Here is a 15,397-nt window from a genome sequence, read left to right on the forward strand (position 1 = left end):
TCGGTCCGCTCCTATCAATAAAGAAGCTTATCTCGCGGCATCATTCACAAAAGAAAAGGTGGGCTGTTCGTAGCGCTCACGTTTGACCGGACCGCCCCCGAGGCGTTTTGCGCTGCCGATCGGCCATTGCATTGTTGCTCCGGCCAGGACATAGCCGACAAGTCCCTTGCGCGACGCTACTGCTTTTCCACCTTGTGAAAGCTTGACATCAGACAATCGCATTGTCGTACCGCCTGCATTTCTTGCCACCAGCATCAGACTTCCGCCGGATCGAGCAAGGCTCCACGATACTTCAGGTGCACCGGCGTCCGGTGTGCGAAAAAAGACGGGAATGACGTGGCGGACAACCAGACTGACCGTGCCTGCTTTCCGGCGCGAAGGGTCCGGAAGCTCATCAACGACAACACGGTAGCTTTCCTCCTTTTTGACGGGCGTTTTGTTCACACGCAGAATGCGCACAACATAGTCGGCATTCGGCGGCAAGCTCGTTGAGGGAGGGCTGGCAACGACATCGCTCGTAGGCTCGAGCTGCTCAACTCCGCCTTGTTGGATCCAGCGGAACACGCGTACCTGAACATTGAGAGGATACTTGGCTTCGTTGCGCAAGTTGAGAACAGCGGCACTGTCCGGTGCGAACAATTCGAGTGTTGTCGGCGCCAAACGTAAAGACGCGGCATTGGCAGAGATGCTACTACCCAGCAAAAGCAGGGTCGCAGCGACAATGCTTCGCAGCATGGAACGCATGATATTCTCCTGATTTGCAGTCTTAATAAGTAACCGTAACAGACACCACGTCAGAATAGACACCTGGCGCAGGCGTTGTCTGCGCTGGCACACGGCCGTAAGCAGTAATGCTCTGCGCATTACCGTTGCCAGTGCCGGACACCACGTCGGTGCCTGCAGTCACGCCCCAGACTTGCGTGCGCGCAGCGTCACGATAGATGGTATAATTTATCGTCGCGGAAGCTGCGCCTGTCATTTTGCGCATTGCAACGGTCGCACCCGCCCCACCGCCAGCGCTCAGTCCAACCGTATAAGGCGTTCCATTTGTGCACTGGACTGAAATTGTGCTCGTTTGGTCAACGTTTACGTCGATAACGCCCTTCGTGCCGAAATCCAGGTCAGTGGCAGTTACAATCTTGCATTCCGCCTGTATCGTAATTCGGACGTTCATATTGCCGGTGGCGGTGGCGGCTAGGCCCGGATCGAGAGTGATGAGCGGCAGTCCTGCGCATAGTGCAGCAGCTTTCAAGGCCTTCAACATGAGTTCTCCCATAGTATCTGTGCACGTATCCCGCCCTGATCGATACACATCTCCCGCTTCGAAACGTAACAAAACTCATCTGCGAAGTCATCATTTGATTATCGGATAAAATGCTGTTGATCCAAATCCTTCAAATATCACTGGCACTGGGGAGTAATTTGAGCGGTAATAGAGGTTGCGGGGGGATAAGCAACTCTATTCATTTATATATTTCGATGGATATGGTAAAAGCCAACGCGCTTTTGCGGAGAAACGAGTCTTCATTCACATTGGCGTTCTCGAACGGTTCATGTTCCACATAAAGAAGATGCCGATCTAAAGCATGTCGCTGTTAACCGGATTCGGGATTCCCGTTTGGCTTGATCTGTGATTCACTTGTCTCATGGAAGGAGATGCACCATGGGCAAGCCGCATCCGATTGAGTTGCGTGAGCGTGTCGTTGCGTTTGTGAATGAGGGCAATAGTCACCGGGAAGCCGCTCGGCATTTCCGTGTTTCGCCTCGGTTCGTCAACAACATGATGATCCTGCATCGGTCATCCGGCTGTCTGGCCGCCGCCAGGCAGGGCCACCCGCCTGGAAGTGTGAAGCTTTTGGCTCATGGTGATTGGGTCCGCGAGCAGATGTCCGCCCGTGGCGAAACGACTTTGGACGAACTGTGCGTTGCGCTCGCGGAGCGCGGTATTGAAGTCCACCGCGCCACGGTCGGGCGATTTCTACACCGACTTGGGCTGAGCAATAAAAAAAAGCCTCAAGGCAAGCGAGCAGCGTAGACCAGAGATCGCCAAGGCGCGTGATCTTTGGATCAATCGCCGAAAGCGGTTCTTCAACAAGGCCTTGTCGCGTCTCATCTTTATCGATGAGACTTCCACGAATACGCGCCTGACAAAACGCACCGGATGGTCTGCCAAAGGCAGGCGCTTTGCCGCCTATGCGCCATTCGGAAAATGGAAGACACAAACCTTCATTGCCGGACTGCGCTGCCATGGCCTGACCGCGCCATGGATCGTCGATGCACCGATGAACAGCCGCATCTTCGAAACCTGGATCGAGACACAGCTTGTGCCGACACTGTCAGCCGGTGATATAGTCATCCTCGACAATGTCGGCTTCCACAAAAGCCAGAAGGCTGAGCAACTGGTCAAGGCAAAGGGCGCTTGGTTTCTCTTCCTGCCGCCCTATTCGCCGGACCTGAACCCAATCGAAATGGCTTTCTCAAAACTCAAGGCACTTCTGAGAAAGCGAGCAGCACGCAGCTTCGACGCCATCTCAAAAGCACTTGGCGATATCATCAGTCTCTTCTCCATCAATGAATGCCAGAACTTCTTTAAGGCTGCTGGGTATGAGGCCGAATAAATGCGACACGCTTTAATGCAGGCCAGCGCAGCTCGATCAATCGCCGGACATATCCGCCGATTTCAAGTGCATTCCACATATACGATGTATCGGTTCTTAGCCTAAACGTAACGTTGGGATACCGCGTACATTGCGAGCCACATCCTGACTGGCAATCAAACGCCAGCTTTGCCTCGCTTGTCTACGTCTGAGACTTTAAGTAATGGATGGAAATTTTACTCCGAACTATAGTCTAGTTTAATGAAAGGGCGCCTTACTTAGCGACTGAAGCTGTAATCTCGATCTCCACTTTCGCACCGCGTGCAGGGATCTGGCAGATTAGGAACGTACTGGTCGGCCGAATGTCTTTGAACACTTCCCCAAGCACTGGCGTTACAGCATCGGCGGCCTCAAAATCTGTAACATACACTCGGCTTGCTACGGCATCGGCGAGGCTCGCCCCTGCTTTCTTCAACACGTTGTCGATATCTGCGAGCGCGTTACGGGCCTGTTGCGCTGCATCAGGGGGAAATATGCCTGTTGTTTTATCGCGGCCAGTGGTCCCCGACACATAAATTGTGCTTCCATCAATAACCGCTTTGGCATATCCGGCGATTGCCTCCGAAGGGACTCCAGAAAAAATTCTCTGTGCCATTTTTCCGTCTCCTTGTCTTTGATAGTTGATCGTGTTGGGTGGGCGTTACACTATTTGAGATCTACCGATGATGGTTAGAACCGGTCCGGTGATAGGCCCGATATATCCACTGAAGACGAGTGTCCTTGTGCGAGTTCAGCCATGACTTTACCAGCCATTGGCCCTAGGCCAAAACCGTGTCCACTGAAACCCGTGGCCACTAGAAGTCCATTGACGCCGTCCACATGGCCCATAACTGGGATCACATCAGGAAGTGTGTCGATGATGCCAGCCCATACCGCTTCGATTTCGAGATCAGCGATCGCCGGCAGGAAGCGGCTTAATTCATCCTGCGCCTGCTGCACGCGATAATGTGCAGGTTCAACCGCCTCGCTTGTCGGTGCAATATCTGCAATTGGCACCAACGGTCGCGAGGGCGCAAACCTTTGCAGAGGGCCAAGGTAATTGATGCGGGCCGCGTCAGGATTGTTTTTATGTGTTTCTTTATAGTGACGCATGGTGCGCCAGGAATCGAAGCGTACGTCATATTCCCCGCCCGCCACTGAAAAAACGAATGCTCCACGTGCGTCTTGCCGAATGCCTGTCAGTGGGAGTGAAATGCAGGGATTGACGGTGAGATCTGCGGCCGGGACCGTTCGTGCCACGGTTGCGCGTATTCTTTCTTGCGGGAGAATGTACCCAACCGCGCGCAACAGCTTGGAGCTTTCGGTGCCCGCAGCGCACAGCACCTGATCTGCGCGATAATGCCTGCGGCCAATCCAGACCCCGTGCACATGACCAGCCTGAATATCCACTCGTGTCACACGCGCGCCAAGGATAACGGAAACACCGGCTTCAATCGCCGCTTCAAACATGGCTCGCGTTGCTCGGCTCGGTTCGGCACGCCCGTCTGATGCGGTAAACATGGCCCCGCGCACTTTAGCATCGTCTGCGATAAGCGGAAGCTTTTCGCGAATTTGCGCTTGTGTGAGCAGAACCGTGTCCAACCCAAACTGTGTGGCTTTGGATTGCCAATTGGCTTGGTTGGCAAGGTCACCGTCACTGGTGGCAAGGACCACGTTGCCGCCACGAAGCCAGCCCACTTTACGGCCCAGATCCTGCTCCAGCCCTTCCCACAGGTTGAGAGAAGCCATAGCCAGCGGAAGCTCGCGAAAGTCACGGCCCTGCTGACGTACAAAGCCAAGATTTCGGCCGGATTGTCTGGATCCCGGTGTATCACGCTCGACAATCAGCACACGCAAGCCTGATCGTGCGGCATAAAGAGCCGTTGAACATCCGACTATACCGCCGCCAACGATGATCAGGTCCCATTTGTCCGAAGAATGCGCCTTGTGCGGAACAGTCATCTAGTGAACCTTGGAAAGGAAAGAGCGGGTTCGCTCAAATGCGGGATTATCCAATATTTCCGCCGGAGCGCCACATTCGACAATCTGGCCCGCCTGCATGAATGCAATCCGATTGCAGACATCGCGTGCAAACGACATTTCGTGCGTCACCACCATCATTGTCAGGCCATCTGCTGCCAGCGACCGCATGACGTCCAGCACTTCCCCCACCAGTTCGGGATCAAGTGCACTGGTCGGTTCATCGAAAAGCAGGACCTTGGGCTTCATTGCCAAGGCGCGTGCAATGGCAACGCGTTGCTGCTGACCTCCAGATAACATACGGGGATAATGGTTTAATTTATCGGCCAACCCCACGCGAGCCAACAGTTCGAAGGCCTTTTTCTCGGCCTCGCGTTTTGGAACTCCCAGCACATGGACGGGCGCTTCTATAACGTTTTCGAGTGCTGTTTTATGGCCAAAGAGGTTGAAGTTCTGAAACACCATGCCGATCCGGGCACGTTGGCATGCAATCAGCTTTTCTGGTAGTTCGTGCGCAAAATTGCCTTCGCGCCGGTAGCCGATTAACTCGCCGTCCACCGTAATACTACCTTGCTCGATGCGCTCCAGATGATTCACGCAGCGCAGCAGCGTCGACTTTCCTGACCCCGACGGGCCGATCAGACTGATCACCTCACCAGCGGCCACTTCAAGGTTGATGTTACTGAGAACAGTCATGCTGCCGTAATTTTTCGATACCCGGTCAAAGACAATCATCGGATCAGACATATTATTGAGCTTTCTGACGAAACAGACGACGGGTTGGGCGGGGTGGGGAGTTATGGGTCTGCTGATTGGAGCGACCAAAATGCCGCTCAATGCGAACCTGCGCAGCACTCAAGATGGTCGTTGCCGCCAGATACCAAATGCACGCCACGATCAACAAAGGGATAGTCTGAAAATTGCGTGAATAGATCGTTTGTGCTGAATAGAGCAGGTCAGCCAACGATATCACACTCACCAGAGAGGATGTTTTCAGCATTCCAATCGTTTGATTGCCGGTCGGAGGGATGATCACTGGCATCGCCTGCGGCAGTATAATGCGCCACAAAGCCTTTCCGTTGGTCATACCAAGTGATTTTGCCGCTTGTTTTTGACCGGGTTCCACCGACATCAAGCCGCTCCGAATGATTTCGGACATATATGCGCCTTCATTCAAACCCAGACCAAGGACGGCAGCCGTTACCGGCGATATCAATGAATTGGTGGGAACCGAAATCCACCACGATGTGAAAGGCAGCCCGATTGACATTTCGGGAAAGAGGGCGCCGAGGTTGTACCAGAAGATCAATTGTACCAGGACGGGGGTTCCACGAAAAAACCAGATATAGGCATTGGCTACATTCGAAATAACGATATTGTTGGACATTGCCATAATGGCCAAAATCGTTCCCAGAACAACTCCAATAGCCATGGTGACTACCGTCAACCATAGCGTGAGATACAGCCCCCACAGGATACGGCTGTCGAAAAGATATTCTCCAACTACATTCCATCCAAAATTAGGATTAGCCGCAATCATCTTGACGCAATAAAGTATGAAGATGATAAGCAGCGTTGCAGCAATCCGCGTCTTCCAGGCGCTGGACGGGACATATGTTAACATGGGCCGGTCAGGTGAAGGCGAGGGGGCGAAAGTTGAATCATCCGACATGGTGGCTGTCTCTCAATCGTATTCGCATTGATGCGGCCGATGAGCCCGATCATCAGTTATGTCACCGGCCGAGATTGCTATTTTGAAGTTGGGATCGTGGCCAGATTTATACCAGGCTCGTGTTCCATCGCCATTGGCGAGACAGTCCAATTCGCGTAAATTTTGTCGTAGTCACCGCTGGCCTTGACTTCCTTGAGAGCTGCAAGCAGTGCTTCGCCGAGATCTGCTTCATTCTTACGAAATGCAATGCCACTTGGCATTCTTGGCAAAATGCCCATGGGAACGACTTTGACTGGATGCGGTGCGGACTTCTGAATTTCTCCAGCAAGTGCCGCAGAGGTCAAAACGAAATCACTGCGTCCGGAATAAACGGACAGCAACGTCGCTTCGGATGTGCCGAATTCTGAAACGGTAGGCTTTTCCTTGCCTGCAGCAACGCAGGCATCCCCAATTTCCTTGGTGATCATGTCGACCCATTCCGTGCCGCTTTGTGCCGAACCTTTCCGGCCACAAAGGTCAAGATGGTCGTTGATATCGGTGCCTTTTTGCTCAAGGATATAAGCCGATGATGTCGTGTAACCGTAATCGACGAAACTAACAACTTTCTGGCGTTCGGCATTGTCGGTGATACCTTCCATCGCAATATCCCAACGTCCGGATTGTACACCGGGGATTAGGGAATCGAACGCCACAGACGTCACATCCATCTTCACATTGAGACGGGCGGCGATAGCATTCCAGAGATCAACTTCAAATCCGACCATCTCGCCGGCGTCGTTCATAGACTGAAAGGGCGGATATTTAGCGTCGGTAACCAGCTTGATGACACCTGATTGGCGATATTTCTGTGGGAGACTGTCCGCTGCTGTTTGCGCATTGACAGAGCCTGTGATCATGAGAAGGCTAATTGCTGCCCCGATGGTAAACACCATTACATTTTTGGAGCGTTTTGTTTTTACAACATTCATTTCTTAGTTCCCCTTTGGCCGTGATTGTTTGCGAGCCACCCAGCCTTAAATGGCTCGCTTTTTCTGCTTTGTTTTGGTGTTCCTTCTCAGCCGATTACGAACGGATTTGCTATCTCCTCTGCGGTGGATAGCCACACTGCTTTGGTTTGCAGGAACTCTTTAATTCCTTCTATTCCGTTTTCCCGGCCTATTCCGCTTTTTTTATAGCCGCCAAACGGGGTGGTGTAGGACACATCGCGATATGTGTTTACCCAGACACTGCCCGCTTCCAAGCTTTCCGACATGAGGATGGCGCGACGCATATCCGAGGTCCAGACACCGGCGGCTAACCCGAATTCGCTGTCATTGGCGATGGCTACAGCTTCTTCCGGCTCATCGAACGGGATGGCGCACAGAACAGGGCCAAAGACCTCTTCACGGGCAATCCGCATATCATTGTTCACGCCAGCAAAAATTGTTGGCTCAACGAAGTAGCCTGCCGCACATTCATCCAGATCAGGTCTTTTGCCGCCAAGGATGAGTTCTGCACCTTCCTGCCGGGCGATATCAATGTAACCCAGCACTTTCTCATATTGCATGGCGTTCGCGATGGGCCCGATGCGGGTATCGAGGTGTTTGGGATCGCCAATGCGTGCGGTCTTGGTGAAGGCAGTGAGTTTTTCCAGAAACTCATCGTGGATTTTGCGCTGCAGTAACAAACGCGAACCGGCGATACAGGTCTGACCGACGGCGCCGAAAATACCGCCGACAACGCCGCGTACGGCATTATCAAGATTGGCATCTTCGAAAATGATATTGGGCGATTTGCCGCCCAGCTCAAGGCTGACTCGCTTGATGTCTTTGGCGGCCAGCGCATAGAGGTGCGCGCCGGTGCGTGTTGATCCCGTAAACCCAACGTGGCGAGTGAGCGGGTGCGTCACCAACGGCTCGCCAACTTCGGGTCCATAACCCGTCACGACATTAATCACACCTGCGGGGAAACCAGCCTTCTCGACGAGCTCCATCAATTTTATGGCAGTAGCCGACGTGTATTCAGCCGGTTTCATCACCAAAGTGCAGCCTGCGGCCAAAGCGGGGGCAGCTTTGAGCGAGAACAAAAACAGCGGCGCATTCCATGGAACGATGCCCACGCAGACGCCGAGTGGTTCGTGCCGCGAGAAGCTCAGGGCTTTTTTATCGCAGGGATGTACCGCACCTTCGATTTTGTCTGCAAGCCCGGCATAATAGTGATACCAGCGCGGAATATATCGAATTTGATGGCGCATTTCGGCGAGAAGGCGACCATTATCGCGCACTTCGATCTCGGCCAGTTTATCGGCATTCTGTTCGATGAGGTCGGCGAAGCGCTGTATAATGCGGCCACGCTCGCTGGGATGCATCTGTCTCCAAGGGCCTTTGGTAAACGCGCTATGCGCTGCTTGTATGGCTCTGTCAGCATCTTCGGCATTGCCGCGAGGCACGAGAGCCCACGGTTTGGCCGTAAATGGATCAATGGTCTCGATATATTGACCCGATGACGGCTCTACCCATTCACCGTTGATATACATAGCAAGTTTTTCTAGGTCGTGGGTCGACATCGCCCCTCCTCTTGGCGAGCCTTCGGGCTGGAAGCATGGCTTCCCTTTGCCTTTGCGGCCCGGAATCATTCATTTAGATGCACTAAGGATATCTCTATCTATGCAAAGTGATATCACTTTAAAAGTCAATAGAAAAAAGAAAAGATGCCAGAATTGCACCAACATGGCGACAAAGCCGCGATATTGTCGTATTTATGCCGAGTGAAGCTATCGGAACCTGATAAAATCATAGCGTCGCAAAATTTAATGGGTTGATAATGATATCATAATAGTTGAGGTTTGCTATTACATCGGCCTTTTAAGAGTGCGTATCGTGAACACTGACCAGCATCTCTACAAAAAAATCAAAAGCGAAATTGATCGCCGCGTTGAAACGGAAGAATGGCCGGCAAATTTCCAGATCCCTTCGGAAGGTGATCTGGCCGCAGAGTTTGATGTTTCACAACTGACCGTGCGCCGTGCGTTGCGCGAGCTGCAAACGGCAGGTGTGTTAATCCGCGTGCAGGGACGGGGCACGTTTGTGCTGGGGCCGCGCATTCAGTGCGCCGTGTTCGACCTTCCCAATATCAGCGACGAGATCGCTAGCTCTGGCGGCGCGCACACCTGTCAGATTCTGGTTCACACAACCCTTGCGCAGGACAATCCTGCGCGCAACATTTTGCAATTGTCCGCAGATGGGGTGGTTTATTACAGCCGGTTTCTTCATCTGGAAGATGGCACGCCCATTCAGCTTGAAGAGCGCTATGTCAACGCCGCAGAAGCTCCGGGATATCTGGATCAGACGTTTTCAGCGCAAGGCCCTGAAGCATGGTTTCGGCGCGAAACGGTGGTCACAACAGTTGATAATGCCATTCGTGCCATTCGCGCTGAAGACGACATACGCCAGCTTTTGCAGATCGATACCAACCAGCCCTGTCTGCTTCTGGACCGTTCTACCTGGCGCGACGGGATTCCGGTCACGCGCAGCCGTTTTATCTATCCCGGAGACCGTTATCGGCTGCGTTCCGCGCACGACGCGCGCACCACCCGTATCGCATTAACACCCAACTTGGGCACTGTCCGCTGAATCCTAGAACGGAGTTTGAGATGAGAGATTTTATCAATAAGCTTGAAGAGCGCGGCGATCTGCTGGTGGTTGATCGCGAGATTGACCCTGCGCATGAACTTGCAGCCGTCACGCAGCTTGCGCAGAAAAAATGGGCGAAGCCCGTGATGTTTACCAACGTAAAAGGCACACGGTTTCCCGTTGTCAGCAATGTCTACAGCACGCGCGACAGAATTGCCGAAGTGATCGGCATTGACGCTAAGGATTTTTGCACCCAGTGGAGCCGTCTCGCATCTCTTGGCACGTCAGAGCTGAAAGAGCCGCTAAAGCTTGCCGAGGACAGCGAGCTTCCCGAATATGAAGAAGTCAAACTGTCCGATCTACCGCTGATCACCTATTCTGACCGCGACGGCGCGCCCTATTTCACCTCTGCAATGTTTATCGCCAAAGATCCGGAAACCGGCGTTGGTAATTTGTCTTATCATCGCTCGATGTTTATCAGCGATAACGAGCTGCGCTGTCGCTTGGCACCTCGCCATCATCTGACGATCTATCATGAGAAGGCGGAAAAACTGGGCAAACCGCTCGAAGCGGCCATGTTGATTGGTACGCCTTCGCATGCATTTCTAACCGCAGCAGCGCCACTGCCTTATGATGTCGACGAATTGGAAGTGGCGGCGCGGTTGCGTGGACGACCGATTTCCATGCGCAAATGCAACCATATCGATCTTGAAGTTCCCGCAGAAACCGAAGTGGTGATCGAAGGTCGCTTTCTTCCCAATGAACGTCGCGCTGAAGGGCCTTTTGGCGAGTTCATGGGCTATTACGTTCCTGTCGGACCGAATGCGGTTTTCGAAGTACTGGGCGTCACCGTGCGCAAAGACGCGCTGTTCCATTCGATATTATGTGGTTCACCTGAAGAAGTGCTCACACTCGAACTCTCGGTTTCCGCGAATATTTATCAGCGCTTGAGTGCTGCGCTTCCCGGTATCGTCAATGTCACCTGCCAGCCATTCGTCAATCACGCCATCATCCAGATCGAGCCGCAGTTCGAGGGGCATGCGCGTCAGGTCATGCTGGCGGCTATCGGGGCCGAACCCATATGGTCAAAACAGATCACGGTGGTGGATACCGACGTAAATATCTACGACATGGATGATGTTCAATGGGCCATTCTAACGCGTTGTCGCCCAGATAAGGACATGCTGATTATCCCGGATACACCATCATTTTATAGAGATGAACAGAAGGACCATTGGGGCAGGCTGCTTGTGGATGCGACCAAGCCATGGGGGCGGGAACAGGAGTTTGAACGCAAACGATTGCGCCTTGGCAACAGTGTCAAGGCCAGTGACTGGTTCGAGGGAGCTTAACCGATGAGCATTCAACGCCTGGTGATAGGAATTTCGGGCGCTTCGGGCGCAGCTTATGGACTCAAAGCACTTGAACTGTCGCGATCAGTAGGCGTTGAAACGCATCTTGTCGTGTCACGCGCAGCGCTGCTCACTCTCCATCAGGAGCTTGGTATACAAAAATCTGAACTTTCGGATCGCGCCGATGTCGTTCATTCGGCTGCTGACGTCGGCGCTTCGATTGCATCGGGATCGTTCAGGACAATGGGTATGCTGGTTGCACCGTGCTCGGTCAAAACAATGTCCGAGATAGCGTCGGGAGTGACGTCGACACTTATGAGCCGGGCGGCGGATGTGGTTTTGAAAGAACGGCGCCGACTGGTTCTCATGGTGCGGGAAACGCCGCTGCATCTCGGGCATTTGAAAACGATGACAGCACTCACTGAAATGGGGGCAATCATCATGCCGCCCGTTCCAGCCTTTTATTCGCATCCCGAAAGCATTAACGAGATGGTCTGCCATTCTGTGGGCCGCGCTCTTGATCTGTTCGGTATTGAAACAGGCACGGTTAAACGTTGGGATGGACTGAAGCCTGGATCTTAAAGGCAGAGGATCACGCGAGTGGACGATATAGAACGTCATTCAGCACTTTGGAGCTTTATGCTTCAACTCTATGCCAAGCCCGGAATTCCGGCTGCCTTGCTGAGCTTGCAAGACAATTATGCCATTGATGTGCCGTTTTATCTGGCGGTTCTGCACGCGGTAACAACAGACCGATATGTCACGGCAAAAGCGCTCAGCGCTCTATACGCCGAAATACAAGAATGGCGGGAAGAGGTCGTAATCCCGCTGAGAATTGTCCGAAAGACGCTGAAGGTGCATGCGTGGGCGACACGTTTTGAAAATACGGGTGCCTTCCGCGAGACTATCAAAAGTGCTGAGTTAAACGCCGAAAGAATTGAAGTTGATGTTTTGGAAAAACTGATCCCAATCTATTTCAGCGTGGATTCCATTGATGACAAACCAAATATTTTAGCGGTTTCGCTGATGTTCTTGAATGTCTTCGGCTTTCCGGCGCTGGACCAACTTCCGGCAGACGCTGAATTTGTAGCCAGAACATTAGCAAGCAATCATTAGGGGTGAAACCCGTGATTCATGCAATGTGTAATCACGCAAGTGGACTTGACCCAGCCCGACTATGAATGTGATTATGCGCTATCAATAACATCATTTGTTGTGAGATATGAACAGTTCAGACCAACCATTATATGCTCAAATAAAAAGCGCTATCGACAAAAAGATCGAAACAGCAGAATGGCCGGCAAACTTTCAGGTGCCTTCAGAAGATGACCTTGCGGGAACCTTCAGTGCATCTCGCCTGACAGTGCGCCGGGCATTGCGGGAATTGCAGGCTGACGGGGTGCTGTTGCGCATTCAGGGACGCGGAACATTTGTCATTGGCCCGCGGATGCAATGCGCGATTTTCAATTTGCCAGACGCTTCAGAGGAAGTGATCCTGTCGGGCGGCGCGCATAGCAGCCGTGTTTTGCAGCACGAGGTTTTGAGTGCGGACAACCCGCGGCGGAATATGTTGCAGAGCTCGCCCGAAAACGACGTCTTCTATTCCAAGCTTTTGCACCTCGAAGATGGAACACCGATCCAAATCGAAGAGCGATATGTGAATAGCGCTGAAGCGCCCGATTATCTCGAGCAGGACTTCACCCTGATTACCCCGAATTTCTGGCTGTTGCGTAACACGATTGTCACGACAGTCGACAATACAATCCGTGCTATACGCGCGGATGAAGACATTCGCGAAAATCTGCAGATTGATATCAGTCAGCCTTGTTTGCTTGTAGATAGGCAGACATGGCGCGATGGGATCCCTGTCACTCGAAGCCGATTCACATATCCGGGAGATCGTTACCGTCTGCGTTCTTCGCACGAGGCACGCGCTACCCGAGTGACTTCTTCGAGTCTGAGTAAATGATCAGGCTAACGACGCTTTAAAATCGGGCATCGCCGATCCCGGTTTACTGGCTGGTTCGAATTGACGGGATTGTCGCAAATAGTCTGACAAATTGAGACACAATTTGCTTGGCGAATACGGTGTTGACTGGCGGTCTGCAATCACAACCGTCTCAAGCTTTCGGGTTGAAGCACGGCTATTCTTGACTCACCGTCAAAAAAAAGCGGCGAGGCTGATACTTGAATTTGGTTTCGTCTCAAAAAAGTGCTTCTCAGATCGCAGAGCTGCTCCACAGGTCAGCAGGTCCACACCCAAACCTTTGTATAGGTTCCCGGCCAGATATATTGCTCTATGGTTCGCGCAGTCGAATCTGGGGAACGACAAACAATGGCTAAATTTGCAGAGGCCGAGCACAAGCAGGGAATAGATCTCGCCGCGGGCTTTCTCGCTATCGCCCTGGCGCTTGCAGTCTTTTACGTCGATACCTTCACCGATATTGAAGGCGCTATTGCCGTTCTCTACGCCATCGTGCTTTTGCTGGCAGCTGAAGTTACAGGGCGCACAGGTATTATTCTGAGTGGCATCGGCTGCTTCATCCTTACCATCACATCCTATTATGCGACCCATGGCCCGGAGCCAGAGTTTGCGCGTCTCTACGGTCCGTTTTGACCCGATCATTCGGCCGGCGAGGCATCGACGATGGTGAGATCACCATGCAATCAATGCCGAGTTTCAACAGAAATCGGTAAACGACAAAACCGCATGGTCCAGATTCCTAACAAACGCGTAATTCCGCGCCGTCTTGTCCAATCTTTCTCAAAGCGGATCGCAAAGCTTCACCGGTGTTAGCCACCGTTCCAAAAAACCGCACCTCCTGCTTCATATCCCCTTCCGCTATCGCGATAGCGATTGTGTCTCGATGAACGTCGAGACCAATGAATTTAATTTCTGCCGACATCGAACGATCCTTTCTGTAGCACGAGATATATCGCGCAATATTCAGACCACCCCAGGCGCAGGGCAAGTGATCGTCACCGGGTCAATATGAAAGCGCGGGTGCCTCCGGCCAACTACGTTCGCTTCGCTCTCTTCGTGTCAATTTGCAGGAAGAAATGAACAGATCCAAACTCTGTTCCCCGGTCAATATTGACATGGACCATAACATGGACCATTTATACTGCTAAGTATGAGCGAAACCCAAAGGAACATGGACCATGCGCGTATCTGTCAGTGACGCGAAAGGACAGCTCACCGAACTGGTTAAGCGGGCGGAAGCCGGGGATGAGGTCATTTTGACTCGTCGCGGCCATGAGATCGCACGCCTTGTAGCCGTTGCGGCAGCGCCCGGCCCCAAGGGCCGACGCGCTTTGATGGAAAGGGTGAGGGCAACGGCAGCGACTAAAGCATTACCCGGGGCTAATGCTGCGCGTAGCCAGGACTTTCTTTATGACGACGATGGGATGCCCGTATGATTGCTGTCGATACATCCGCGCTCATGGCGATCGTGCTCAATGAGCCCAAAGGCGAAGCTTGCATGACGGCAATCGAACGGGCTGATGAGCTATTGATTTCCGCCGGAACAGTTACTGAAGCCCTCATTGTTGCTGCGCGACGTAATGTCGGCGAAGAGGTTGACGCGTTGATTTCCGGGCTCGGCTTCGAAATCGTATCCGTGACAGCCGCTTCCGCACGCCGGGTCGCCAATGCTTACGCCAGATGGGGCAAAGGCATTCACCCAGCTTCGCTCAACTATGGTGACTGCTTTTCCTATGAAGTTGCTCACGAGCACGGCTGTCCATTGCTCTATGTAGGAGACGACTTCGTTCAAACGGACCTGCGCTCGGTTCTATAGTGGTTGACTCCAGCCAAAGCGATATCCGGTTAACCGGCGATGCAATGTTTCTCACCGCTAAGCTTCTTCGAGAAAACAGCGTCGGTATTGTCTCGACCGAACGAAATAAGCTGGTTGCGCGCCTAGGATGCTATTTTCCCGTCGGTTCCAGAATAAAGCGCGTGCTAATAACAGCATTTCGGCGGCGGAGCCTTCCCTTTCACGATGACTCATATGATGCGAAGTAGTTTTGAGCATTTTGTGAATCGATATAGGCTCTAACGGTGAATGAACCGCAATACTATCCAATTTCTAGAAATGCTGCCCCCGACGTCTACCAGATGCCCGATGCCTATTTTCGGATATT

General features: G+C 52.6%; 19 protein-coding genes and 1 pseudogene. 10 read left to right on the top strand and 10 right to left on the bottom strand.

Features of this window, described 5'->3' with window-relative positions; translation table 11 throughout:
• Nucleotides 1-27: 27 nt before the first annotated feature.
• Both OANT_RS24620 and OANT_RS24625 read right to left on the bottom strand, forming a co-directional pair.
• Nucleotides 28-744, bottom strand: a complete 717-nt coding sequence (locus tag OANT_RS24620) for a fimbrial biogenesis chaperone (protein ID WP_011983065.1) — start codon at nt 742-744, stop codon at nt 28-30.
• Nucleotides 745-766: 22 nt separating this feature from the next.
• Nucleotides 767-1,264: a Csu type fimbrial protein gene (locus tag OANT_RS24625; protein ID WP_011983066.1), complete on the bottom strand. Its 498-nt coding sequence runs from the start codon at nt 1,262-1,264 to the stop codon at nt 767-769.
• Nucleotides 1,265-1,663: 399 nt separating this feature from the next.
• Between OANT_RS24625 and OANT_RS27315 the strand changes: the two genes are divergently transcribed.
• Nucleotides 1,664-2,035 (top strand): winged helix-turn-helix domain-containing protein, encoded by a 372-nt coding sequence (locus OANT_RS27315; protein ID WP_011982874.1) that lies wholly within the window; start codon nt 1,664-1,666, stop codon nt 2,033-2,035.
• A 64-nt stretch (nt 2,036-2,099) separates the two neighbouring features.
• Entirely contained in the window at nt 2,100-2,618 is a 519-nt protein-coding gene (locus OANT_RS27320; RefSeq protein WP_040128162.1) for an IS630 family transposase, read from the top strand.
• Nucleotides 2,619-2,871: 253 nt separating this feature from the next.
• On the opposite strand, the gene OANT_RS24640 is transcribed toward OANT_RS27320, so the two are convergent.
• The 6 genes from OANT_RS24640 to OANT_RS24665 form a co-directional block, all read right to left on the bottom strand.
• Nucleotides 2,872-3,252 (bottom strand): RidA family protein, encoded by a 381-nt coding sequence (locus OANT_RS24640; protein ID WP_011983068.1) that lies wholly within the window; start codon nt 3,250-3,252, stop codon nt 2,872-2,874.
• A gap of 74 nt (nt 3,253-3,326) precedes the next feature.
• On the bottom strand, nt 3,327-4,598 hold the full coding sequence (locus tag OANT_RS24645) for an NAD(P)/FAD-dependent oxidoreductase (RefSeq protein WP_011983069.1): 1,272 nt from the start codon (nt 4,596-4,598) through the stop codon (nt 3,327-3,329).
• Complete coding sequence (locus OANT_RS24650; protein WP_011983070.1) at nt 4,599-5,363, bottom strand: amino acid ABC transporter ATP-binding protein; 765 nt, start codon at nt 5,361-5,363, stop codon at nt 4,599-4,601. It abuts the gene before it with no gap.
• 1 nt (nt 5,364) lies between these two features.
• Nucleotides 5,365-6,240: an amino acid ABC transporter permease gene (locus OANT_RS24655; protein ID WP_244448935.1), complete on the bottom strand. Its 876-nt coding sequence runs from the start codon at nt 6,238-6,240 to the stop codon at nt 5,365-5,367.
• Nucleotides 6,241-6,365: 125 nt separating this feature from the next.
• Entirely contained in the window at nt 6,366-7,256 is an 891-nt protein-coding gene (locus tag OANT_RS24660) for an ABC transporter substrate-binding protein (protein ID WP_011983072.1), read from the bottom strand.
• A gap of 86 nt (nt 7,257-7,342) precedes the next feature.
• Complete coding sequence (locus tag OANT_RS24665) at nt 7,343-8,833, bottom strand: aldehyde dehydrogenase (protein WP_011983073.1); 1,491 nt, start codon at nt 8,831-8,833, stop codon at nt 7,343-7,345.
• A gap of 310 nt (nt 8,834-9,143) precedes the next feature.
• Here OANT_RS24665 and hutC (OANT_RS24670) point away from each other — a divergent pair, with 310 nt between their 5' ends.
• The 6 genes from hutC (OANT_RS24670) (at nt 9,144) to OANT_RS24695 (ending at nt 13,868) form a co-directional block, all read left to right on the top strand.
• Nucleotides 9,144-9,899, top strand: coding sequence for a histidine utilization transcriptional repressor HutC (gene hutC / locus OANT_RS24670; RefSeq protein ID WP_115179360.1), 756 nt, complete (start codon nt 9,144-9,146; stop codon nt 9,897-9,899).
• 20 nt (nt 9,900-9,919) lie between these two features.
• The gene (locus OANT_RS24675; RefSeq protein ID WP_011983075.1) at nt 9,920-11,251 is read left to right on the top strand and encodes a UbiD family decarboxylase; all 1,332 of its coding nucleotides are present in this window, start codon (nt 9,920-9,922) and stop codon (nt 11,249-11,251) included.
• Nucleotides 11,252-11,254: 3 nt separating this feature from the next.
• A complete protein-coding gene (locus OANT_RS24680) occupies nt 11,255-11,833 on the top strand; it encodes a UbiX family flavin prenyltransferase (protein WP_011983076.1) in 579 nt (192 codons plus the stop codon).
• Nucleotides 11,834-11,851: 18 nt separating this feature from the next.
• Nucleotides 11,852-12,367, top strand: coding sequence for a TIGR02444 family protein (locus OANT_RS24685; protein ID WP_011983077.1), 516 nt, complete (start codon nt 11,852-11,854; stop codon nt 12,365-12,367).
• A gap of 106 nt (nt 12,368-12,473) precedes the next feature.
• On the top strand, nt 12,474-13,220 hold the full coding sequence (hutC, locus tag OANT_RS24690) for a histidine utilization transcriptional repressor HutC (protein WP_011983078.1): 747 nt from the start codon (nt 12,474-12,476) through the stop codon (nt 13,218-13,220).
• Nucleotides 13,221-13,586: 366 nt separating this feature from the next.
• Entirely contained in the window at nt 13,587-13,868 is a 282-nt protein-coding gene (locus OANT_RS24695; protein WP_011983079.1) for a hypothetical protein, read from the top strand.
• Here OANT_RS24695 and OANT_RS27490 read toward each other — a convergent pair.
• Together OANT_RS27490 and OANT_RS24700 are read right to left on the bottom strand one after the other, a co-directional pair.
• Nucleotides 13,846-13,974, bottom strand: a pseudogene (locus tag OANT_RS27490) (IS110 family transposase); the annotation flags it as partial. The gene OANT_RS24695 and the pseudogene OANT_RS27490 overlap by 23 nt on opposite strands.
• Nucleotides 13,975-14,157 (bottom strand): hypothetical protein, encoded by a 183-nt coding sequence (locus tag OANT_RS24700; RefSeq protein ID WP_040128217.1) that lies wholly within the window; start codon nt 14,155-14,157, stop codon nt 13,975-13,977.
• Nucleotides 14,158-14,413: 256 nt separating this feature from the next.
• On the opposite strand from OANT_RS24700, the gene OANT_RS24705 reads away from it, so the two are divergent.
• Both OANT_RS24705 and OANT_RS24710 read left to right on the top strand, forming a co-directional pair.
• On the top strand, nt 14,414-14,671 hold the full coding sequence (locus OANT_RS24705) for a type II toxin-antitoxin system Phd/YefM family antitoxin (RefSeq protein WP_011983080.1): 258 nt from the start codon (nt 14,414-14,416) through the stop codon (nt 14,669-14,671).
• Complete coding sequence (locus OANT_RS24710; protein ID WP_011983081.1) at nt 14,668-15,051, top strand: type II toxin-antitoxin system VapC family toxin; 384 nt, start codon at nt 14,668-14,670, stop codon at nt 15,049-15,051. Before OANT_RS24705 ends, OANT_RS24710 begins: the two co-directional genes overlap by 4 nt.
• Nucleotides 15,052-15,397 lie beyond the last annotated feature (346 nt).

The sequence above is a fragment of the Brucella anthropi ATCC 49188 genome (assembly GCF_000017405.1).
In the GTDB taxonomy this organism is placed as follows: domain Bacteria; phylum Pseudomonadota; class Alphaproteobacteria; order Rhizobiales; family Rhizobiaceae; genus Brucella; species Brucella anthropi.

Excerpts from the sequence above, each read along its gene's own strand:
- OANT_RS24620 (WP_011983065.1), bottom strand. The coding sequence starts at position 744 with ATGCGTTCCATGCTGCGAAGCATTGTCGCTGCGACCCTGCTTTTGCTG.
- OANT_RS24625 (WP_011983066.1), bottom strand. The coding sequence starts at position 1,264 with ATGTTGAAGGCCTTGAAAGCTGCTGCACTATGCGCAGGACTGCCGCTC.
- OANT_RS27315 (WP_011982874.1), top strand. The coding sequence starts at position 1,664 with ATGGGCAAGCCGCATCCGATTGAGTTGCGTGAGCGTGTCGTTGCGTTT.
- OANT_RS24640 (WP_011983068.1), bottom strand. The coding sequence starts at position 3,252 with ATGGCACAGAGAATTTTTTCTGGAGTCCCTTCGGAGGCAATCGCCGGA.
- OANT_RS24645 (WP_011983069.1), bottom strand. The coding sequence starts at position 4,598 with ATGACTGTTCCGCACAAGGCGCATTCTTCGGACAAATGGGACCTGATC.
- OANT_RS24650 (WP_011983070.1), bottom strand. The coding sequence starts at position 5,363 with ATGTCTGATCCGATGATTGTCTTTGACCGGGTATCGAAAAATTACGGC.
- OANT_RS24655 (WP_244448935.1), bottom strand. The coding sequence starts at position 6,240 with ATGTTAACATATGTCCCGTCCAGCGCCTGGAAGACGCGGATTGCTGCA.
- OANT_RS24660 (WP_011983072.1), bottom strand. The coding sequence starts at position 7,256 with ATGAATGTTGTAAAAACAAAACGCTCCAAAAATGTAATGGTGTTTACC.
- OANT_RS24665 (WP_011983073.1), bottom strand. The coding sequence starts at position 8,833 with ATGTCGACCCACGACCTAGAAAAACTTGCTATGTATATCAACGGTGAA.
- OANT_RS24675 (WP_011983075.1), top strand. The coding sequence starts at position 9,920 with ATGAGAGATTTTATCAATAAGCTTGAAGAGCGCGGCGATCTGCTGGTG.
- OANT_RS24680 (WP_011983076.1), top strand. The coding sequence starts at position 11,255 with ATGAGCATTCAACGCCTGGTGATAGGAATTTCGGGCGCTTCGGGCGCA.
- hutC (WP_011983078.1), top strand. The coding sequence starts at position 12,474 with ATGAACAGTTCAGACCAACCATTATATGCTCAAATAAAAAGCGCTATC.
- OANT_RS24695 (WP_011983079.1), top strand. The coding sequence starts at position 13,587 with ATGGCTAAATTTGCAGAGGCCGAGCACAAGCAGGGAATAGATCTCGCC.
- OANT_RS24700 (WP_040128217.1), bottom strand. The coding sequence starts at position 14,157 with ATGTCGGCAGAAATTAAATTCATTGGTCTCGACGTTCATCGAGACACA.
- OANT_RS24705 (WP_011983080.1), top strand. The coding sequence starts at position 14,414 with ATGCGCGTATCTGTCAGTGACGCGAAAGGACAGCTCACCGAACTGGTT.
- OANT_RS24710 (WP_011983081.1), top strand. The coding sequence starts at position 14,668 with ATGATTGCTGTCGATACATCCGCGCTCATGGCGATCGTGCTCAATGAG.